Annotated in this window: 17 protein-coding genes; 8 read left to right on the top strand and 9 right to left on the bottom strand. The window is 72.9% G+C overall.

Features of this window, described 5'->3' with window-relative positions; genetic code table 11:
• Nucleotides 1-199 precede the first annotated feature (199 nt).
• The 4 genes from AB0M26_RS07215 to AB0M26_RS07200 all read right to left on the bottom strand — a co-directional run bounded on the left by AB0M26_RS07215 (nucleotide 200) and on the right by AB0M26_RS07200 (nucleotide 3289).
• Nucleotides 200-1555 carry an FAD-dependent oxidoreductase gene (locus AB0M26_RS07215; protein WP_365255825.1) on the bottom strand — a complete coding sequence of 452 codons (1356 nt, stop codon included), beginning with the start codon at nucleotides 1553-1555 and terminating at the stop codon, nucleotides 200-202.
• A gap of 230 nt (nucleotides 1556-1785) precedes the next feature.
• On the bottom strand, nucleotides 1786-2100 hold the full coding sequence (locus AB0M26_RS07210) for a DUF4326 domain-containing protein (RefSeq protein ID WP_365255822.1): 315 nt from the start codon (nucleotides 2098-2100) through the stop codon (nucleotides 1786-1788).
• Nucleotides 2101-2118: 18 nt separating this feature from the next.
• Nucleotides 2119-2796 carry a PaaI family thioesterase gene (locus AB0M26_RS07205; protein ID WP_365255819.1) on the bottom strand — a complete coding sequence of 226 codons (678 nt, stop codon included), beginning with the start codon at nucleotides 2794-2796 and terminating at the stop codon, nucleotides 2119-2121.
• A 193-nt stretch (nucleotides 2797-2989) separates the two neighbouring features.
• A complete protein-coding gene (locus AB0M26_RS07200) occupies nucleotides 2990-3289 on the bottom strand; it encodes an antibiotic biosynthesis monooxygenase (RefSeq protein WP_365255816.1) in 300 nt (99 codons plus the stop codon).
• 141 nt (nucleotides 3290-3430) lie between these two features.
• On the opposite strand from AB0M26_RS07200, the gene AB0M26_RS07195 reads away from it, so the two are divergent.
• The 3 genes from AB0M26_RS07195 (at nucleotide 3431) to AB0M26_RS07185 (ending at nucleotide 5762) form a co-directional block, all read left to right on the top strand.
• A complete protein-coding gene (locus tag AB0M26_RS07195; protein ID WP_365255813.1) occupies nucleotides 3431-4390 on the top strand; it encodes a helix-turn-helix domain-containing protein in 960 nt (319 codons plus the stop codon).
• Between the two features lie 77 nt (nucleotides 4391-4467).
• Nucleotides 4468-4869, top strand: coding sequence for a metalloregulator ArsR/SmtB family transcription factor (locus tag AB0M26_RS07190; protein ID WP_365255811.1), 402 nt, complete (start codon nucleotides 4468-4470; stop codon nucleotides 4867-4869).
• Entirely contained in the window at nucleotides 4866-5762 is an 897-nt protein-coding gene (locus AB0M26_RS07185; RefSeq protein ID WP_365255808.1) for an SRPBCC family protein, read from the top strand. Before AB0M26_RS07190 ends, AB0M26_RS07185 begins: the two co-directional genes overlap by 4 nt.
• 54 nt (nucleotides 5763-5816) lie before the next feature.
• Here AB0M26_RS07185 and AB0M26_RS07180 read toward each other — a convergent pair whose 3' ends face one another.
• Nucleotides 5817-7274, bottom strand: a complete 1458-nt coding sequence (locus AB0M26_RS07180; protein ID WP_365255805.1) for a PLP-dependent aminotransferase family protein — start codon at nucleotides 7272-7274, stop codon at nucleotides 5817-5819.
• Between the two features lie 211 nt (nucleotides 7275-7485).
• On the opposite strand from AB0M26_RS07180, the gene AB0M26_RS07175 reads away from it, so the two are divergent.
• Both AB0M26_RS07175 and AB0M26_RS07170 read left to right on the top strand, forming a co-directional pair.
• Nucleotides 7486-8484: a DMT family transporter gene (locus AB0M26_RS07175; protein ID WP_365255802.1), complete on the top strand. Its 999-nt coding sequence runs from the start codon at nucleotides 7486-7488 to the stop codon at nucleotides 8482-8484.
• A 109-nt stretch (nucleotides 8485-8593) separates the two neighbouring features.
• A complete protein-coding gene (locus AB0M26_RS07170) occupies nucleotides 8594-8800 on the top strand; it encodes a DUF1918 domain-containing protein (protein WP_365255799.1) in 207 nt (68 codons plus the stop codon).
• A gap of 89 nt (nucleotides 8801-8889) precedes the next feature.
• Here the strand turns inward: AB0M26_RS07170 and AB0M26_RS07165 are convergent, their stop codons facing one another.
• The gene (locus AB0M26_RS07165) at nucleotides 8890-10140 is read right to left on the bottom strand and encodes a family 10 glycosylhydrolase (RefSeq protein ID WP_365255796.1); all 1251 of its coding nucleotides are present in this window, start codon (nucleotides 10138-10140) and stop codon (nucleotides 8890-8892) included.
• 129 nt (nucleotides 10141-10269) lie between these two features.
• Here AB0M26_RS07165 and AB0M26_RS07160 point away from each other — a divergent pair, with 129 nt between their 5' ends.
• Both AB0M26_RS07160 and AB0M26_RS07155 read left to right on the top strand, forming a co-directional pair.
• Nucleotides 10270-11130 (top strand): 3-hydroxybutyryl-CoA dehydrogenase, encoded by an 861-nt coding sequence (locus tag AB0M26_RS07160; RefSeq protein ID WP_365255793.1) that lies wholly within the window; start codon nucleotides 10270-10272, stop codon nucleotides 11128-11130.
• Nucleotides 11131-11328: 198 nt separating this feature from the next.
• Nucleotides 11329-14430 (top strand): AAA family ATPase, encoded by a 3102-nt coding sequence (locus AB0M26_RS07155; RefSeq protein ID WP_365255790.1) that lies wholly within the window; start codon nucleotides 11329-11331, stop codon nucleotides 14428-14430.
• A gap of 240 nt (nucleotides 14431-14670) precedes the next feature.
• Here the strand turns inward: AB0M26_RS07155 and AB0M26_RS07150 are convergent, their stop codons facing one another.
• Complete coding sequence (locus AB0M26_RS07150; RefSeq protein WP_365255787.1) at nucleotides 14671-15378, bottom strand: hypothetical protein; 708 nt, start codon at nucleotides 15376-15378, stop codon at nucleotides 14671-14673.
• Between AB0M26_RS07150 and AB0M26_RS07145 the strand changes: the two genes are divergently transcribed.
• Entirely contained in the window at nucleotides 15377-15526 is a 150-nt protein-coding gene (locus AB0M26_RS07145; RefSeq protein WP_365255784.1) for a hypothetical protein, read from the top strand. The two genes, AB0M26_RS07150 and AB0M26_RS07145, sit on opposite strands and share 2 nt — an antisense overlap.
• Nucleotides 15527-15678: 152 nt before the next feature.
• On the opposite strand, the gene pheT is transcribed toward AB0M26_RS07145, so the two are convergent.
• Nucleotides 15679-18207 (bottom strand): phenylalanine--tRNA ligase subunit beta, encoded by a 2529-nt coding sequence (pheT, locus tag AB0M26_RS07140; protein WP_365255781.1) that lies wholly within the window; start codon nucleotides 18205-18207, stop codon nucleotides 15679-15681.
• Nucleotides 18207-19328, bottom strand: a complete 1122-nt coding sequence (gene pheS / locus AB0M26_RS07135) for a phenylalanine--tRNA ligase subunit alpha (protein ID WP_365255778.1) — start codon at nucleotides 19326-19328, stop codon at nucleotides 18207-18209. Before pheS ends, pheT begins: the two co-directional genes overlap by 1 nt.
• Nucleotides 19329-19332: the final 4 nt, after the last annotated feature.

Genomic DNA, 19332 nt, shown 5'->3' with positions numbered 1-19332 from the left:
TGCTCTCCCGGCGGGGGGGGGGGGGCGGGGGGCGGGGGGGGCGGGGGCCCCCCCCCCCCACGCCTCATCCGCAGGTCGGGCGAAGCAATGGCTCGGGTCAGGGCAGGAGGACGACCTTGCCAGGGGCACCACGCATTGCCACCGTTGCGGGCTCAGGCGCCTTCTTGCACCCGCAGCGACCGTGCCGGGCGGCGGTGCGTCACCTGTGCTTGCGGCGGTGCATACGGCGCAGGGCGTCCATTGCGCTCGATACGACCCGGTGGTCGGGCAGGCGGGCGAGGCGGTGTGCGTAGTGACCCGCGTTGAAGCCGAGGAGGAGGGGTTCGCCGAAGACCTTGTGGCCGTTGACCCAGTACGACCACAACCCCGGCTCGTCGGGGTCGAACCACTCGAGGGCGTCGGCGGCGCGGTCCCAGAACACATCGTCGAAGCGGAGCCAGACCTTGTCCATCAGCCCCGCCCCGAGAGCGTCGACGGCGCTCCGCTTCTCGGCGGGCAGCGGCGGATCGAAGGCGATGCCACCCGCTTTGAGGACGCCGATCGGCACGGTCACGACGCAGTGGTCGGACTCGGTCTCCTCCCCGCCGTCGAGGATCACCGTCGTCCCTCCGGCGCCGTGACGAACGGCGGTGACGGTGGCGCCCGTACGCACCTCGACCTCGCCACGGAGCCGGTCGATGAGCCGGTCGTAGCCGTCGGGCAGCAGGACGTCCCCGCCGCGGCCGCCGGTGCCCTCCTCCAGGGCGCTGACGGAGAGTCGGCCGGGCTCGGTGGCGTACTCCTGGGTGTACGTCACGTTGGCCGCCCACCGCAGTCCCGGTGACGGGTTCTCCGGGAAGACCGCGGAGACGGCCGTGGTGTCGGGGTCCTCGATGGCGTCGAGCTTGCCGGTGTACCGGGCGAGTTCGGCCATGGCGGCCTCGTCCGTACCGGCGGTGTTGTCGTAGTCGAAGGCAAACGAACGGCCTCCGGTGCGCTTCAGCAGCTCCGTGACCGGGTTGTCGCGCCAGGAGTGGATCCAGGAGGCCCCCATCTCGGCGGGCACTCCGGCGATCCGCCGGGTCCACACCCGGCCGCCGATCCGGGCGCGCCCCTCCAGCACACGTACGCGCATCCCGGCGTCCGCGAGGGCCCGGGCGCAGCCGAGCCCGGCGAATCCCGCGCCGATGACCGTGACCCGCGCGCCCTCGCGGGCGGCGGCGGTGATGTCGCGCGCCACGCGCCGGCCGCTCAGCAGCGCACCGGTGGTCGTGGCCGGGGCCTCGCCGGAAGTCGCCTCACCGGCGAAGTGCAGCCGTTCGCCGACCGGGGCGGCCAGCTTCGTCCGCACCGACCTGCCGAGGGGGCCGGGGGCGAGGAAGGAGTACGAGCACCGGGCGAAGGGGTCGGTCGACCAAGAGGTGCGCAGGAAGGACACTGGTTCGGGAATGCCGCCGCGCCCCTTGGGGCGGGACGGCCCGCACCCCGCCATTGCCAGCGCCAGCGCCACTGCGGACGGGACCGCGCCCGTCGTGGCGAGCAGACTGCGCCGGCTGACGTTCCTGCGCTCCGTCATGGTCTCCCTCGTCGTCGCCGAGTGCGCGCCGCGGACGTGTGCCATGTCGCGGCACGCGCACGCCCCACGACCGCACAACCCGCGGACGCCGCACGCCCTGCGGTGGCCGTCGCGACCGCCGCATCGCGGTCGGTCCGCACCCTGGAGGACGGCTCCGCGCGGCGATCGGCTGCGCCCGGGCGGAGGAAATTCGGCCCGGCAGCGACCGGGCCGGAGGAGAAAGGGCCGCCCTACGCGTCGAAGGAGTCGGCCAGTTCGGCGATGACCTGGGCGTGGCACGGCTCGGGGACGCACCAGCAGCCCAGTCGCCGCCCGCGCAGCTCCGGCAGCATTTCCAGCAGGTCGGAACGGCCGAGGAGATACTCGCGGTACTTCGCGACGACCTCCTCGCGCGTGCCGTCCGGCCCCGGACGGAAGGGGCTGGCGAGCGGCGAGCCCTTCAGGTCCCAGCCGCCGCGGTGCATCGCCCGGCCGACGTAGACCACGTCCGCGTACTCGGGATCGTCACGGTGGCCCTTGAGGTTGACGACAGTCGTCCTGCTCATGCGGTTCATCCTCGCCCCTCAGGGCGTGCCGGGCACACCGAAGACGGCGCACGTCGTCGTCCCGTGCGCGTACAACTTCCCGTCGGCGCTCCCGACGATCCGCGCCTCCGCGGTCGCCGTCGTACGGCCGACGTGGACGGTCGCGCCCTCGCAGCGCAGCGTCGGGGTGGTGCCGAGGACCGGCCGGACCAGATGCACCCCGAGCTGAACGGTGGTGTAGGCGCGGCCGGGCGGCAGGGCGCTGAGGACCGCGGTGCCGAGGGCGGAGTCGAGGAGGGTCGCCATGAAACCGCCGTGGACGGTGCCCATGGGGTTGAAGAGGTGCTCCCCCGGGTCCCCTTCGAAGACGGCGTGGCCCTCGCCGACCTCCACGAGCCGGAAGCCGAGCGTGGAGCAGATCGGCGCCGCTGGAAGGCGCCCGTCCAGGCTCATGCGTGCCAGCTCCAGTCCGGAATGGCCGCCGGCGTCGGCGTACGACGTGGGCGCGTCCCAGGTGTGGGTGCGCGTACGGAGACCCTCCGGGCCCACCGTTCCGTTTTCGGTCCCGGCCTCCGTCCGGGTCCCGGACTCTGTCCCCGCATCGGTGCCGGTCCTGGTCCCCGTGCCCGTCCTGGTCCTCGTGCCGGTCCTGGTGCCGGTGCCGGTCCTGGTGCCGGAAGCCGGAGTGGCGGGGTTCTGGGTCGCGGGCTGCGCCATGGTGCGTTCCGTCCCTCGAAGCCCCGCCTGGCGGGGCGCGTTGTCGATGTGCATGCGGTACGGGGGCGAGAGGTGCTCGCCCCCGTACCGCGAACCTAGGCGCGTACGGTGGGTCCGCGGGAGCGTCGCTCACGACAGCTTCCATAGCGTTCCCGACACGGCAGCACGCTCCCGGGCCGTATGCGTGTCCGGATCAGGGAAGCTTGACCGCCAGGACGTCGACGGGCCGGATGTCCGGCGCCTCGGCGAGCATGGTCTGGGCCGCGTCCATCAGCGCGGCGGCGATCCTGCCCTCGAGGTGGCCCTTGCGGCCGTCCTCGTTCTCGAAGGTGTCGAAGATGCCGAAGGTTGTCGCGCTCTGGCGGAACGCGAACCAGGTGACGGTGTGCTCCTCCTCGCGGGCGGTCTGCACCGCGTCCCGCAGCATGGCGTCGACCTTGTCGGCGTACTCGGGCTTGGCTTCGATCCTGGCCAGCAGGCCGAGCTTCGTCATGGTGCACTCCCGTGGGTGGTGGTCGTATCGGATTCCGTGCCGGTGCCGTCGCACCGGCTGATGTCCGGACATCAGCAAACCTAGGAGGGCGCAACCCCTCCTCCCAGTGTCGTAAGCGACGCTTCCGATACGGTTTCCGTCATGGATATCGCTGTACTGGCATACGACGGCGTGTTCGACTCGGGGCTCGCCGCGATCCTCGACGTCCTGGACGGGGCCAACGGCATGCGGACGGAACTCCCCGAGCCGCCGCCCGCCTGGAAGGTCACGACGGTCGGCTTCCGCCGCCGGGTGCGCACGGGCGCGGGCCATGTGGTCGAGACCGCGTCCGTCGCCGAGGCCGAGAAGGCCGACCTGCTGCTGGTGCCCGCGCTGGCGGAACGGCGCCCCGACGCGCTCATCGCGCACGTCTCGGGGCCCGCGTCGGCGGCGGCGCGACGGCTGGTCGTCGCGGCGCGGGAACGCCGTACGCCCGTGGCCTCGGCCTGTACGGGCACCTTCCTGCTCGCCGAGTCGGGTGTGCTCAACGGACGCCAGGCGACGACGAGTTGGTGGCTCGCGCCGTACTTCCGCAAGCGTTACCCGGCGGTGACGATCGACGAGACCCGCATGGTGACGTCGTCCGGCGGGGTGACGACGGCGGGGGCGGCTTTCGGCCATGTCGACCTCGCGCTCGCCATCGTCCGGATGAGCAGCCCGGCGCTCGCCGATCTGGTGGCCCGCTACCTGGTGGTCGACGAGCGCCCCTCCCAGGCCGCGTACACCATCTCGGCCGCCCTCGCGCAGAGCGATCCGACCGTGGCCGCGTTCGAGCGCTGGGCGCGGGTGCACCTGGACGAGCCGATCGCCATCTCCGACGGCGCGCGCGCCATCGGGGTCAGCGAGCGCACGCTTCAGCGGTCCGTGCGCCGCACGCTCGGCACCTCGCCCGTCCGCTTCGTGCAGGACCTGCGGGTCGAGCGGGCGTCGCATCTGCTGCGGACCACGGATCTGCCGCTGGAGGTCATCGCGCGCAAGGTCGGCTACGAGCACGCCAACACGCTCCGGATCCTGCTGCGCGAGCGCACCGGCACGACGGCGGGTGCGCTGCGCCGCCGCTGATCGCTGCGCCCGACGGCTCCCGGCAGCGCCATTACATTCTCTTGCGGTTATATAACCCGGACAGTATCTTCGGTGGCGTGTCCATACCCTTCGACGTGCTTGCGGAGCCGGCCCGCCGGCGAATCCTCGATCTGCTGCTGGAGCGCCCCCGCCTGGTCGGCGAGCTGACCGGCCACCTCGGGCTCAGCCAGCCCGGCACCTCCAAACATCTGCGTGTGCTGCGCGAGGCCGGTCTCGTGGACGTCCGCCGGGACGCCCAGCGGCGGTGGTACGAGCTGCGCCCCGAGCCCCTGGCCGAGATCGACGCATGGCTGGCGCCGTACCGGCGTCTGTGGGAGCAGCGCCTCGACGCCCTCGAACGACATCTCGACGCCATGCCGGACACCCCCACCACCGTGCGGGACGCCCCCGTCACCATGCCGGACACCCCCGCGACCATGCCGGACGCCCCTGGTACCGACCGGAAGGATCAGTCATGAACGAGACGCTGACCACCGCCGACGGCCGCCCCGTCCTGCGTATCGAGCGACGGCTCGGCCACCCGCCGGAGAAGGTCTGGCGCGCCGTCACCGAGCCGGAACACCTCAGCCAGTGGTACCCGTTCCGCGCCACCCGGCTGGAGCTGCGCCTGGGCGGGAAGATCCGCTTCGACGACGGCGCGGGCACGACGCTCGACGCCATCGTCACCGAGCTGGACCCGCAGCGGCTCTTCGCCTTCAGCACCCGCGCCCCGGCGGAGATGACACGCGAGAGCGACGATCTGATCCGCTTCGAGCTGCGCCCGGATGGCACCGGCTGCCTGCTGGTCTTCACTCACATCTTCGACGACCGCTACGCCGCGGCGAGTTATGCGAGCGGCTGGCAGGTCTGCCTCGACGCTCTGGAGGCCGTGGTGGACGAGCGGCCGGTCGAGCCAAGCTACCCGGTGGCCTCGATGCACGACGCGTACGTCGAGAAGTTCGGCCTGGACAGCGGGGTGTACTCGGACACCGTGGACGGCTGGGTCGTCCGGTTCGAGCGCCAGCTCACCCAACCCGCCGACAGGGTCTGGGCGCTGCTGGCCCGCGAGAGCGGTACCGAGGCCGGAACCGGAGACCCTGTGCCGTCCGCGTTCACCAGCGACAAGGTGCACGCGGGAGCCGTCACATCGGTCAAGGAGCCCGAACTGCTGGAGTACGCCTGGGAGTCGGGCGGACGTACGGCGGGCCGCGTTCGCTGGGAGCTGAAGAGCGGTACGGGCCATGGCGCCCGGCTCGTCCTCACCCAGACCGGCCCGGGTGACCTCACGGCGGAGCGGCACACCGCGCTCAAGGCGTGGAAGCGCCGCATCGCCCGCCTGGCCGAGGACCTGCGCGCCCTGCCACGCGCCTGACGCACGCCCCCGGCTGCGGCCGCGCGGGAGGGCCCCGTCGGGCTCCCCGGTCCCTCACCGGCCGATCGCTTCATCGCAGGCTGTCCTCAACCGCCGTACACCCTCGGCGATTTCGGCCTCGCCCGCCACACCCGCAAAGCTCAACCGTAGGTACGGGGCGGGAGGTTCGGCGGCGAAGTACGGGCGGCCGGTTGCGACCGCGACGCCTGCCCGCAGCCCGGCGGTGGCCAGCGCGTCCTCGTCGGTGCCCTCCGGAAGTCGCAGCCAGAGGTGGTAGCCGCCCGTGGGCACGTGTGCGAGCGCCAGTTCAGGCAGCTCGCGGCGTACCGCGGTGGCCATCGCGTCGCGGCGGCCCCGCAACTCCGCCCGTACCGCGCGCAGATGGCGCGGCCAGGCGGGAGCGCCGACGAGTTCGAGGGCGGTCTCCTGGAGGGGCCGCGGGACGAAGAAGCTGTCGACGACCTGGATCGCGCGCAGCCTGCTGAGCACGGGGCCGCGGGCGGCCAGGGCCCCGACCCGCAGGCTGGGCGAGGTGATCTTGGTCAGCGAGCGGAGGTGTACGACGACCCCGTCCGGGTCCTCCGCGGCGAGCGGCGGCGGCAGCTCCCCCGCATCGTCGTGGACGAGTCCGCGCGCGAAGTCGTCCTCCACCACGAACGCACCCGCTTCTCGGGCGGCGCGCAGGACCTCGCTCCTTCGGTGCTGGGCGAGCACGGCCCCGGTGGGGTTCTGGAACAGGGGCTGGCAGACGAAGACCCGCGCCCCGGTAGCGCGGAAGGCGGCCGCCAGCAGCTCGGTCCGTACGCCCTCGGCGTCCGCCGGCACCGGTACCGGGCGCAGCCCCGAGGCCCGTGCGACCGCGAGCATCCCCGGGTAGGTGGGCGACTCGACGAGTACGGCGGCGCCGGGTGGAGCGAGCGCGCGCAGCGCGGTGGTGAGGGCGCTCTGGCCGCCCGCGGTGATCAGCACCTCGGAGGCGCCCACAGGGCCGCTGGGCCCCCCGATCTCGCGGGCGAACCACGTGCGCAGCTCCGCCAGGCCCTCCATCGGCGGACGGCCCCAGGCACCCGGGCGCCGTCCCGCCCGGGCGAGGGCCGCGGCCATGGCCCGTTCGGGCTGGAGGGCGGGATGCAGATAGCCGCCGTTGAACTCGATCACGCCGGGCGGCGGTGCGGCGAGCGTGGCCAGTACCCCGGATGCGTCGACCGTCCGCGGAATGGGCTCGCCCGAGGCGGAGGCGGATTCGGCGCTGAGGAACAGCTCCTGCCAGGAGGTGTCGCCCGGTTCTGGCGTACGGCGGCGGGGCTCGGCCCGGAAGGCGCCGGCGCCCGGCCGGGTGACGACGAGCCCCTCCCCGGCGAGGACCGCCAGGGCGCGGGTGACCGTCACCGGGCTGACACGGTAGCGCTCCACCAAAGCCCGGCTCGATGGCAGCTTCTCTCCATGGGAGTAGCGGTTCAGCTCCCTGCGCAGAGTTTCCGCGAGCTCTCCCACACTGCTACGCTCTTGCATGAGAGCAGAGGATAGCGCTATCGAGACCGTAACGATAGCGGCGGGAAGCGGAACCGTCGACATGACGGGCCCCGGGACCGGCGTGGCGGAGCGGGCTGCCGAAGCCGGTCGGCCCACCACGACCCGGACGACCCCCGCGGCCGGACAGCCGCAGCGAGGCGTGCGGCCAGCCGGAACCGGTCGGACGGCGGCAGCCGGGCAGGCGGCCGCAGTGCGGCGGGCCCCCGAGACCGGGCAGGCGTCGCACGGCACGGGCGGCGCGGGTAGCAGGGGCGGCACGGGCGCCGCGGGCGGCCCGGGTAGCAGGGGCGACACGCACGGCACGGGCGGCCCGGGTGGCAGGGGCGGCACGGGCGCCGCGGGCGGCACCCTCCTCGCCGCCCTCGCCGTGGCCGCGTTCTCCCTCACGTTCCCCGCGACCGCGTGGGCCCTGGAGGGCCTCGGCCCCTGGACCGTGACCACGGCCCGCATCGTCCTGGCCGCGCTCATCGCCGGTGGCTGCCTCCTCGCCCGCCGCGTCCCGGTCCCCCACCGCCGCCACTGGGCCGGACTGCTCGTCGTCGCCGCAGGTGTCGTTGTCGGCTTCCCGCTGCTGACGACGCTGGCGCTGCAGACGTCCACCACCTCCCACGCCGCGGTGGTCGTCGGGCTGCTGCCGCTGACCACCGCCGCGTACTCCGCCGTACGCACCGGGGCCCGGCCGTCCCCGGTGTTCTGGGGCGCCGCGCTCGCCGGGGCCGCGGTCGTCATCGCCTTCGCCCTGCTGCAGAGCGGGGGTGCCCCGACGACCGGCGATCTGTATCTCTTCGCCGCCCTTCTGATCTGTGCCGCCGGCTACGCCGAGGGCGGGCGCCTGGCACGCCGTCTGCCGGGCTGGCAGGTCATCGGTTGGGCCCTGGTCGCCTGCCTGCCCGCCGCGCTCCCAGGCGCCGTCTTCGCGCTGCTGTCCGAGCCCGTGAACCTCACCGGGCACGCGGTCGCCGGCGTCCTGTGGCTCGCCGCGGGCTCCCAGTTCCTCGGGCTGCTCATCTGGTACCGGGGCATGGCCGCGATCGGCGTAACGCGGGCCAGCCAGCTTCAGCTCGCCCAGCCCCTGCTCACACTCGTGTGGTCCGTAGCGCTGCTGGGTGAGAACCTCACTCCCGCCGCCCCGCTGACGGCCGCCGCCGTACTCCTCTGCATCGCGGTCACCCAGCGGGCGCAGTCCTGAACGGCCGCGCAGGGGGGTGCGGGAACCGGACGGCGCAATAGAATTACGGAACGGAGCACCGCACTCTGGGAGAAGACACGCAGCACCCCCGAGCGGGAGGTCACCGCAGATGGAAGCGAAGAAAGGCGACACGCTGCTCGTCCACGGCAGGACGGTCGGGCATCACGACCGCAAGGCCGAGATCGTCGAAGTGATGGGGGAACACGGCGGACCTCCGTACCGGATCCGCTTCGAGGACGACGGCAAGGAGTGCGTGGTGTCCCCGGGCCCCGACGCCGTCGTGCGTCACCCGGGTGAGGCCAGCCCCGGACGCTGACGCGGTCCAGGGCCGTCCCCGAAGTTCACCAGCCCCCGTCCCTCAGCACCTGTCGGCAACCGGACACGGCCGGAGGCGCCCCCGCAGGCTCAGCGCGGCGGGCGCACCGGCGTCGGATAGTGGTCGGCGACCACTCGGGCCATCGCCCCGATGCGGTCGGCGGCCACTTCCTTTGCGGAGAAGAAGGCGTTGCCGCGGACCTGCGGCCGGCTGCGGTCGAACGTCAGATGCCGCGACAGCTCGGCCGGATCCTGCCAGGGCGCGGGCTGCGCCGGGTCGCCCGCCTTGTAGAGCGCCTCCCCGATGAAGAGATCCACGCCGGTGCCGTCGACGACGCCGGCCCACCAGGGCACGAGCTTGGCGTAGTCGGCGACGGCGAAGCCGATGTTCCAGTAGACCTGCGGCACGATGTAGTCGATCCAGCGCTTGCGCACCCAGCCCCGGGTGTCCGCGTAGAGGTCGTCGTAGGTCTGCACCCCGGCCCGGGTGTCGGAGCCCTCGGGGTCGGTGGCCCGGTTGCGCCATACGCCGAACGGGCTGATCCCGAACCGCACACGCGGCTTGAGCTTCCTGATGCGCAGGGCGGTCTCGCGGACGAGCCGGTCGGTGTTGTCGCGGCGCCAGGCGGACCGGTCGGGGAAACCCGCGCCGTACGCCTCCCATGCGGCGTCGTCGTCGAAGACCTGCCCGGCGACCGGATACGGGTAGAAGTAGTCGTCCCAGTGCACCGCGTCGATCGGGTAGCGCCGGACGGCGTCCAGCATGGCGTCCTGCACGAAGCAGCGGACGTCGGGCAGGCCCGGGTTGTAGTAGAGCTTGCCGCCGTAGGCCACCACCCACTCCGGATGCAGCCGCGCGGGGTGCGTGGGCACCAGCAGGGCGGGGTCGGCGTGGTTCGCTATCCGGTACGGGTTGAACCAGGCGTGCAGTTCCAGTCCGCGCCGGTGTGCCTCGCGCACCGCGAAGCCGAGCGGATCCCAGCCCGGGTCCTCGCCCTGCCGCCCGGTCAGGTACTGGCTCCAGGGCTCGTACGGGGACGGCCACAGCGCGTCGGCGGTCGGCCGCACCTGGAAGATCACGGCGTTGAGTCGGCGCTGCACCGCCGTGTCGAGGAAGCCGAGGAGGTCGGCCCGCTGCTGCTCGGCGGGGAGCCCGGGCTTCGAGGGCCAGTCGCGGTTGGCGACGGTCGCCAGCCACATGCCCCGGAACTGCCGCTGGGGGCGGCGGATCACCCCCAGATCTCCCTCGGGCGCGTACGCTGTCGCGTCCCCGGCGGTCAGCAGCCCGGAGAGCGTCCCCGCCGCCCCGGCCGTGAATCCTCTGCGTGAGATATGGCTCATGACGCGCCCCCTCCATGCCGGGAAGTCCCGCCCTCTGGACCCAGCATGCCCGCCCCGGGGCCGTCGGCACCCGCCCGTGCGGAGTAACGTCTGGGGCTGAAGCCGAAGAAGATCAGCGAAAGGCACGATGTGACCGACATCGAACGCGTCGGAGTGGTGGGATGCGGCCAGATGGGCGCGGGTATCGCGGAGGTGTGTGCCCGTTCCGGACTGGAGGTCATGGTCGCCGAGACCACCGGCGAGGCCTTGGAGATCGGCCGTACGCGGCTGACGAACTCCCTCGCCAAGGCGGCGGAGCGCGGCAAGATCACCGAGCAGGAGCGCGACGCGGCGATGGAGCGGCTGAGCTTCACCACCGACCTGGGGGAGTTCGCCGACCGGGACGTCGTCGTCGAGGCCGTCGTCGAGAACGAACAGGTCAAGACCGAGATCTTTCAGATCCTCGACCAGGTCGTCGCACGGCAGGACGCCATACTCGCCTCCAACACCTCCTCCATCCCGCTGGTCAAACTGGCCGTGGCCACCTCACGGCCCGACCAGGTCATCGGCATCCACTTCTTCAACCCCGCCCCGGTGCAGCGGCTCGTCGAGCTCATTCCCGCGCTGACCACCTCCGACGAGACGATCATGCGGGCGGAGAAGCTCGTCTCGGACATGCTCGGCAAGCACGCGATCCGGGCGCAGGACCGCTCCGGCTTCGTCGTCAATGCGCTCCTCATCCCGTATCTGCTCTCCGCGATCCGGATGTTCGAGTCCGGCATCGCGAGCCGGGAGGACATCGACAACGGCATGGAGATGGGCTGCGCCCACCCCATGGGCCCGCTCAAGCTCTCCGACCTCATCGGCCTGGACACCGTGGCGTCGGTGGCCGACTCGATGTACGAGGAGTACAAGGAGCCGCTGTACGCCGCTCCCCCGCTGCTGCAGCGGATGGTCGACGCAGGGCGCCTGGGCCGTAAGACGGGCTCGGGCTTCTACGTCTACGAGTAGCGGCGCGGCGGCCGGGAGCTGCGGAGTCCGCGCGGATCCGGCCGCGAGCGCAGGCGTGCGCGGTGGCCGGCCCGTCTCCGGCGGGGCTCCATGCCCGGACACGGCGATTCGGCAACACCTGGCCGACGGTCTCGCAAACGGGGCAACCCCGGACCGGTGGCTGTCGTCTGGCTCTCCGGAAGACGGAGGTAACGCCGGATGAGCAGCAGGCATCCCACGGAACGTTCGGGCCGTGCCCACCCGGGCCAGTCCGCGCCGGACGGGCCCCTTCCCTGCGGCGCGCCGTGGCCGCTCGTCGGGCGCGAGGACGAGCTGGCGCGCCTCGACGCCGTGGCCGGGGACGTGGCGGCCACCGGCACGAGGGTGGTGCAGCTCGACGGACGCGCGGGCAGCGGCAAGTCGGCCCTCCTGCACGCCTGGCTCAACCGCGTCCAGGGGTTCCGGGTCCTGCGGGTGCGCTGCCGGGAGCTGGAGCGCGACTTCGCCTTCGGCGCGGTCCGGCGGCTGTTCCGCCCCCTATTCGACCAGCCGGCGGGCGGCGAGAGCAGATCGCTCCTGGAGGAGGCGGAAGAGGCGGCACTGGAGCTGCTGGACCCCGGGGCCTCGGGACACGACGACCGCCACGGAGCGGTCCCCGGGACGACGCAGGCCCTCTACGGTCTCGACGCGTTCGTCTCCCGGCTTTCCCGGGCCCGGCCGCTGCTCCTGGCCGTCGACGACCTGCACTGGATCGACCCTCCGTCGCTACGGTGGCTGGCGGGGCTGGTCCACCGGCCGGACACACAGCGGGTCCTGGTCGCCGTGACCACACGCCACGGCGAGCGGGCCGCCTCCGGTCATCTTTACAACGAGGTCATCCACCCCTCCGTCTGTCACACCCTGGTCCTGGAGCCGCTCGGACCGCGCGGCGTGGAGCGGCTCGTCTCGGCGGTGTACGGCGTACCGGACCCCGACCCGTCCTTCTGCGCGGCCTGCCACGCCGCGACCGACGGCCATCCGCTGTTCCTGCGGGCGCTGCTGCGCGACGCGCAGCGCAGCGGCGTACGTCCGACGCGCGAGGACCGGGAACGGATCAGGACCTTCAAACTCCCCACCCTCGCGCGGGAGGTCAGGCACCGGCTCGGCCAAGGGCCGGACGACACGCACCGACTGGCGCGGGGGCTGGCCGTACTGGGCGACCGCAAACCGGCCGCGCTGCTCGCGGCGTACTGCGGCACGGGCGAGGCGGTGATCAGGTCGGCGGCGGCGCGGCTGCAGGCGTCGGGGCTGCTGCGCGACGGCGAGGAGATGCGCTTCGTTCACCCGGTCGTACGCGATGTGGTGCTGGCGGAGCGGACACCGCAGGAGGTCGGAGAGGCCCATGCGCTGGCGGCCCGTGTTCTGCACCTCAGCGGAGGGTCGGAGGAGGAGGTGGCGGCGCACCTGCTGGCGGCGGGGCCGGTGCAGGGGCGGTGGGCCCTGCCGGTGCTGCGCCGCGCGGCGGAGGACGCGCTGCGCCGGGGCGCCGCCGAGACGGCGGTGACGTATCTGCGCCACGCCGTGCACCAGCCGGACGAGGGCGCGGAGACCGCCCGTGTGCTGCTCGATCTGGCCACGGCGGCCGGCTACTACGATCCGGCACTGGCGGTGTCGTACGGCACGACGGCCCTGGAGTGCCTGACCGACGGTGCCGCTCGCGGCGAGGCCGCCGGCGTTCTGACCGTCTCGCATCTGCTCGCGCGCGGCGGGCACGGCAGGGCGACGACGCTGGGGCGGCTCGCAAAGGAGCTGCGTGCGCTCGCCGAGTCGGCGTCGCTGGATCGCGAATCCCGGCTTCGGATGCGGGCGTTGAGCTGGTGGCTGGAGTTCGAGTGTCCCTCGGTGCGCGCCCCGGCCCCGCCGTCCTCGGCCGCCCGGTCCGCCGAGGCAACCGCAGAGGGGCCTGGGGAGAGCGGAGGGCCGGCACCGGGTACGGCGGAAGCATCCGCTGCGGCACGCGCGCGCGTCCCGGCGCCGGAGGTCCGTGACCGGGTGACCGAGGACCGGGCGACCGAGGACCGGGCGACCGAGGACCGGGTGACCGAGCCCGCCGGAGTCACGCCCGCGGAACGCCAACTGCTGGCGATACGGGCCTTCGACAGGCTGCGCGCGGCCGAACCTGCCGCATATGTATCGGAGTTGACGGACCGGGCCTCGGTGAACCTGCCCATGTTCTCCCACGGTCTCTTCCCCCTGCACTACACCGTCGCCCAGTCCCTGCTGTATCTGGACAGGCTCGACGACGCGGACGCGCTGTGCGACCGCCTCATGCGGGAGTCCGCTGGGCAGGGCATGGCGCTCATGGCCTCGTCCCTGCTCGTCTACCGGGCCGGGATCGCCCTGTGCCGGGGAGACATCGACCATGCCGCGGCGGCAGCGCGAGGCGCGTACGAACGGGCCCGGTCGGATGGTGAACTGCCGTTCAGTACGGCCCTGGACGCCATCATGATCGACGTACACGTCGAACGCGGGGACCTCACAGCCGCCGACCGCGTGGCCGGTGCCCATGCCGCCGCCGACCCCGCCGACGTCTCGTGGGAGTGGCCGCGCTTCCTGATGAGCCTCGCCTCCCTGCGCACGGCGCAGGGCGACAGCCGCGCCGGCCTGTCGCTGATGCTGCAGGCGGGACGCCACTTGGAGGCGGCCGGCACCGTCAACCCGGTGTTCGGCCCGTGGCGTTCACGTGCCGCACGCACCCTGCTGACCACGGGGTCGCCCACCGACGCGCACACCCTGATCGAGCACGAGCTGGATCTCGCCCGTCGGGCGGGCATCCCCCGGGGCCTCGGTGTGGCCCTGCGCGGTGCGGGCATGGCGAGCGGAGGACGGAGGGGGCTGGAACAACTGGCCGAGGCCGTCGGGGTTCTCGACGGCACACCGGCGGACCTCGAACTCGCCCGCACCCTCCACGCGTACGGGGGCGCCCTGCTCGTACGGGAGGACAAGAAGGGCGCGCGGACCGCGCTGCGGCGCGGCCTGGACCTGGCCGTCCGCTCGGGCGCCTCGCTGCTGGCCGAGCGCCTGCAGAAGCGGCTGCACGACGCCGGAGGACGGGGCTCGTACCGGTCCTCGAAGGACGCCTCGCCACTGACGGCCGGTGAGGAGCGGGTGGCGACGCTGGCCGTACAGGGGCTGAGCAACAAGGAGATCGCGGCCCAACTGTACGTGTCCCTGCGGACGGTGGAGACCCATCTGACCGGCGCCTACCGCAAGCTGCGCATCCCCGGTCGCTCCGGACTCGGGCGCGCGATGGGCGATATGGCGGCGCGTCGCCGGCCGTAGGAAGTCGGCCGCGGCCCGCCCATTTGGAGGGCGCGGGCCGATCGCGGCGCCTACCCAGCGCTCCACGCGGAGGGCATGGCCCTGCGGCCACAGTCCCGTGAACCGGAAGCAGTGGGCCTTGTCGCTGTCATCGATGTACATCGCCGACCGAGCGGCTTCCGCAGACGTTGACACTGACGCTTGGCTCCGGTCGCGCCCACCGGGAAGTACGCCTCGTATGTAGTGCCGACGGTCCTTTGCTCAGCGGTGGAGGTGTGCGTGCGCCGTTCCGCATGCGACCCCGGCTCCGGTCGTGGCACCGATCCCGCGCGCCGCGGGCAGCAGCACCGTGCGGTGGGCGTGGAGTCCCGCCGCGGCAGCCGAGTCGGAGGCGGCGACGACCGTGGTCCCCGATTCGGCGACCCGACGGAGGCGGGACCAGACCCGGTGGCGGCCGGTGGCGTCGAGCCCGTCGTCGGCGGCGTCCACGACGACGGCGTTGGGTGCGGCCGCCAGGGCGAGCGCCAGAGCGATGACCAACTGGTCGGCGACGGGCAGGTGTTCGTACCTCGTGTGCGGCGAGAGAGCACCGTGCCCTGCCCCGTCGTTCGTCGCGAGTCCCGTGACGGCGAGCGCCTCCTGGCCCGCGCCGGCGAGGAGGTCCGCGACGCGGGTCCGCGGGTCGGGCGCGCCCGGACCACGGCGGCGGACCACGGCGACGCGGTGGGCCTCCCCGGCCGGTGCGACGCCCGGCTCTGCACCCTCCTGCGGCCAGCAGCGCTTCGCGAGGGCGGTCAGCAGTGCCGTACGCCGCGCGTCCATCGGACCGATGACGGCGAGGAGTTCGCAGCGCGGAGCGGGCAGGGCGGCTTCGTCCATGACGGCGGACGCGGAACCCCGGAGCCGAGCGCCGCCGCCCGGACCGTTCGGGATATGGACGTCGACGCGTCGTGTTGTCCCTGCGGCCATGGCTGCCCTCTCCTCCACCTGCGCGGTCGGCCCCTACATCTACCAAGCACGGGACGGCGAGGCGTCGCGGCGCTCCGGTGACCACCCGTCCCTCACCCGGGCTCCACACCCGTACGCCCGCTCCATGCCCCTGCGCATCACGGCCTGACCCCAAGTGCCCATGTCCGCACACCGATTCGCAGCCACCCGGTGACAGCACGACGAAGGGGCGCCCCCGTCACGCGGGGGCGCCCCTGTGCTCGTACGCGCGGGCCTTGGACCTTGGACCTTGGGCCTTGGACCTTGGGCCTTGGGGGCCGCCTACGCTCCCCGGAGCGTGGCGCCCGCCCGTTCGGCCGCGGCGGCCACGGCGGCATCGCGCGCCGCGGTGGCCTCGTCCACCGTGAGAGTGCGGTCGGAGGCGCGGAAGCGCAGCGCGTATGCCAGCGACTTCTTGCCCTCGCCGATCTGCTCGCCGGTGAAGACGTCGAACAGCCGCAGCGACTCCAGGAGTTCACCCGCTCCCTCGTGCAGCGCGGCCTCCACCTCGGACGCCGGCACGTCGGCGTCCACCACGAGCGCCACGTCCTGTGTGGCCACCGGGAAGGTGGAGACGTGCGGCGCCTGCACCGGCCCGGCCACCGCGCTCTCCAGGCGGTCGAGGTCCAGCTCCATCGCGGCGGTGCGCTCGGGGAGCCCCAGCGCCTTGACCACGCGCGGGTGCAACTCGCCTGCATAGCCGACGAGTCGGGTGTCCCCGGCCTCGGTGCGCACATGGAGTCCGGCGCAGCGGCCCGGGTGCCAGGGCCCGTACTGGGCCTTGCGCACCACGAGGTCCACTCCGGCCTCGCGGGCGACCCCACGGGCTGCCTCCACGGCATCCGCCCAATCGGCCGGCCGGCCCTTGCCCCACCAGCCCGCCTGCTCACGGGCACCGGCGAGGGCGACCGCGACGTGTCGCGGCTGATCGGGCAGCGCGGCGTTCAGCTCGGCGATCTGGTGGTCCGCGGGGCGGCGGTCGACGGCGGGGATCGCCGCCCTGCCCGGCTGCTCACCGGCGCGGAAGACGAGCCCGGTCTCGAAGAGCGCCAGGTCGTGCGCGCCGCGCCCGTGGTTGCGCCGCAGCGCGCCGAGCAGGCCCGGCAGCAGTGCGGTGCGCAGGGCGGGCTCCTCGTCCGACAGCGGGTTGACGAGCCTGACGACGCGGCGGCAGGAGTCGTCCGCGTCCAGACCGAGCTGGTCGAAGACCGTCTCGCTGATGAACGGGTAGTTCAGCGCCTCGACGTAACCCGCGCCCGCCAGCACACGGCCGACCCTGCGGTGCAACCGCTGACGCTCGGTCAGGCCACGCCCGGCGGGAGGTCGCGGCAGCGTCGAGGGCAGGTTCTCGTAGCCTTCGAGCCTGATGACCTCCTCAGCCAGGTCGTTGGGGTCGCGGAGGTCGGTCCGCCAGCTCGGGGGAGTGACGACGAGCGCGTCCTGCCCCGCGACGTCGCAGCCGACCTGCTGGAGGCGGCGGACGACGGTCTCGCGCCCGTATCGGATGCCCGCCACGCGGTCCGGGTGGTCGGCGGGGATCGTGATCGTTCGCGGCTCGGCCGGGGTGACGACGGCGGTGACACCCGCCTCGGCAGTGCCGCCCGCGAGCAGCACCAGCAGGTCGACCGTCCGCTGTGCGGCCGCGGCCGCCGCCTCCGGGTCGACGCCGCGCTCGAAGCGCCGGGACGCTTCGGAGGACAGCTTGTGGCGGCGGGAGGTACGGGCGATGGCGACCGGGTCGAAGTGCGCGGCCTCGATGACGACGTCGGTCGTGCCCCGGGCCTCCCCTGTCTCGGGATCGGTGGCCGTGTCGGCGATCTCGGTGTTCGCACCGCCCATGACGCCCGCGAGCCCGATGGGCCCGGAGTTGTCGGTGATCACCAAGTCCTCGCGGTCCAGGGCCCGGTGGGCGCCGTCGAGCGTGGTGAACTTCTCGCCCTGGATCGCCCGGCGCACACCGATCGGCCCGTCGATCCGGGAGCGGTCGTAGGCGTGCAGCGGCTGACCGAGCTCCAGCATCACGTAGTTGGTGATGTCGACGGCGAGGGAGATCGGCCGCATCCCGGCCTTCTGCAGTCGGCGCTGCAGCCAGATCGGGGAGCGCGCCTCCGGGTCGAGCCCGGTGACCGTACGGGCGGTGAAGCGGTCGCAGCCCTGCGGGTCCTCGATCTTGACCCGGTAGCCGTACTCGTTGGGTGCAGGGACGTCGAGCAGCGCCGGGTCGCGCAGCGGCAGCCCGTAGGCGGTGGACACCTCGCGGGCGACACCGCGCATCGACAGACAGTAGCCGCGGTCCGGGGTGACGGCGATGTCGAGCACCTCGTCGACGAGTTCCAGCAGCTCGATCGCGTCGGTGCCCGCCGCGTGCTCGGGCGGGAGGACGATGATCCCGTCGGCGTCGTCCGGCAGACCCAGTTCGGAGCCCGAGCAGATCATGCCCTCGGAGGTCTTGCCGTAGGTCTTGCGTGCGGAGATCGGGAAGTCGCCGGGCAGGACGGCGCCGGGCAGGACGACGACGACCTTGTCGCCGACATCGAAATTCCGGGCGCCGCAGATGAGGTTCTGCGGTTCGCCCGTGCCGTTGGCGGTGCCGACGTCCACCTGGCACCAGCGGATCGGCTTTCTGAACTCCGTCAGCTCCTCGATCGCCAGCACCTGTCCGACGACCAGAGGGCCCTTGAGGCCGGCGCCGAGCTGCTCGACGGTCTCGACCTCCAGCCCGGCGTCCACGAGCTTGGCCTGTACGTCACGTCCGGTCTCACCGGCCGGCAGGTCGACGTACTCCCGCAGCCAGGAAAGCGGGACCCGCATCAGATCTCCATCCCGAAAGGCCGGGTGAAGCGCACGTCACCCTCGACCATGTCTCGCATGTCTTCGACGTTGTGGCGGAACATCAGCATCCGTTCGATGCCGAACCCGAAGGCGAATCCGCTGTACTTCTCCGGGTCCACACCGCAGGCGGTCAGCACCCGCGGGTTGACCATGCCGCAGCCGCCCAGCTCGATCCATCCCTCGCTGTTGCAGGTACGGCAGGAGCGGTCGGGGTTGCCCACCGAGTCGCCGCGGCAGACGTAGCACTGCATGTCCATCTCGGCGGACGGCTCGGTGAAGGGGAAGAAGTTCGGCCGCAGCCGGGTCTTGGTGCCCTCGCCGAAGAGCGCCTGGACCATGTGGTCGAGGGTGCCCTTCAGGTCGGCCATGGTCAGGCCCTCGTCGACGGCGAGCAGCTCGACCTGGTGGAAGACCGGGGTGTGGGTGGCGTCCAGCTCGTCCGTACGGAACACCCGGCCGGGGCACACCACGTAGACGGGCGGCTCCCGGTCGAGCATCGAGCGGATCTGGACCGGGGAGGTGTGCGTGCGCAGTACGACCCCGGAGTCCGCGTCCGGGTCGGGGCCCTGGACGAAGAAGGTGTCCTGCATGGCGCGCGCCGGGTGGTCCGGCGGGAAGTTCAGGGCGTCGAAGTTGAACCATTCGGCCTCGACCTCGGGACCCTCGGCGACCTCGTAGCCCATGGCAACGAAGACGTCCTCGATGCGCTCCATCAGCGTGGCCAGCGGGTGACGGGCGCCGGCGGGCGTGCGGTCGTACGGCAGCGTGACGTCCACCGCCTCCTCGACCAGCACGCGCTCGTCGCGCTCGCCCTCCAGCTCCTCCTGGCGCGCCTTGAGGGCCATGCCCACCTCGGCGCGGGCGCCGCCGACGCGCTTGCCCGCGTCCGCCTTGGCGTGCGGCGGCAGCGCTCCGATCTCGCGGTTGGCGAGGGCGAGCGGCGAGCGGTCGCCGGCGTGTGCGGCCTTGACCTCCCGCAGGGCCTCGAGACCGTCGGCGGCGGCGATGGCGGCCAGCGCCTCGTCCCGCATGCGGGCGATCTCTTCCGGTTTCAGTGCCTCGACCTCGACAGGGTCGTACGACTTATTGGGTGCCGACATCTCT

This window comes from Streptomyces sp. NPDC051776 (assembly GCF_040681345.1).
In the GTDB taxonomy this organism is placed as follows: Bacteria; Actinomycetota; Actinomycetes; order Streptomycetales; family Streptomycetaceae; genus Streptomyces.
The sequence above is the reverse complement of the archived record's forward strand: the minus strand, read 5'-3'. Positions and strand labels throughout refer to the sequence as shown.

Coding starts and splice junctions, on each gene's coding strand:
- AB0M26_RS07195 (WP_365255813.1), top strand. CDS start 3,431: ATGGATATCGCTGTACTGGCATACGACGGCGTGTTCGACTCGGGGCTC.
- AB0M26_RS07145 (WP_365255784.1), top strand. CDS start 15,377: ATGGCTGCCCTCTCCTCCACCTGCGCGGTCGGCCCCTACATCTACCAA.
- AB0M26_RS07215 (WP_365255825.1), bottom strand. CDS start 1,555: ATGACGGAGCGCAGGAACGTCAGCCGGCGCAGTCTGCTCGCCACGACG.
- AB0M26_RS07180 (WP_365255805.1), bottom strand. CDS start 7,274: ATGCAAGAGCGTAGCAGTGTGGGAGAGCTCGCGGAAACTCTGCGCAGG.
- AB0M26_RS07210 (WP_365255822.1), bottom strand. CDS start 2,100: ATGAGCAGGACGACTGTCGTCAACCTCAAGGGCCACCGTGACGATCCC.
- AB0M26_RS07205 (WP_365255819.1), bottom strand. CDS start 2,796: ATGGCGCAGCCCGCGACCCAGAACCCCGCCACTCCGGCTTCCGGCACC.
- AB0M26_RS07155 (WP_365255790.1), top strand. CDS start 11,329: ATGAGCAGCAGGCATCCCACGGAACGTTCGGGCCGTGCCCACCCGGGC.
- AB0M26_RS07170 (WP_365255799.1), top strand. CDS start 8,594: ATGGAAGCGAAGAAAGGCGACACGCTGCTCGTCCACGGCAGGACGGTC.
- pheT (WP_365255781.1), bottom strand. CDS start 18,207: ATGCGGGTCCCGCTTTCCTGGCTGCGGGAGTACGTCGACCTGCCGGCC.
- AB0M26_RS07185 (WP_365255808.1), top strand. CDS start 4,866: ATGAACGAGACGCTGACCACCGCCGACGGCCGCCCCGTCCTGCGTATC.
- pheS (WP_365255778.1), bottom strand. CDS start 19,328: ATGTCGGCACCCAATAAGTCGTACGACCCTGTCGAGGTCGAGGCACTG.
- AB0M26_RS07165 (WP_365255796.1), bottom strand. CDS start 10,140: ATGAGCCATATCTCACGCAGAGGATTCACGGCCGGGGCGGCGGGGACG.
- AB0M26_RS07150 (WP_365255787.1), bottom strand. CDS start 15,378: ATGGCCGCAGGGACAACACGACGCGTCGACGTCCATATCCCGAACGGT.
- AB0M26_RS07200 (WP_365255816.1), bottom strand. CDS start 3,289: ATGACGAAGCTCGGCCTGCTGGCCAGGATCGAAGCCAAGCCCGAGTAC.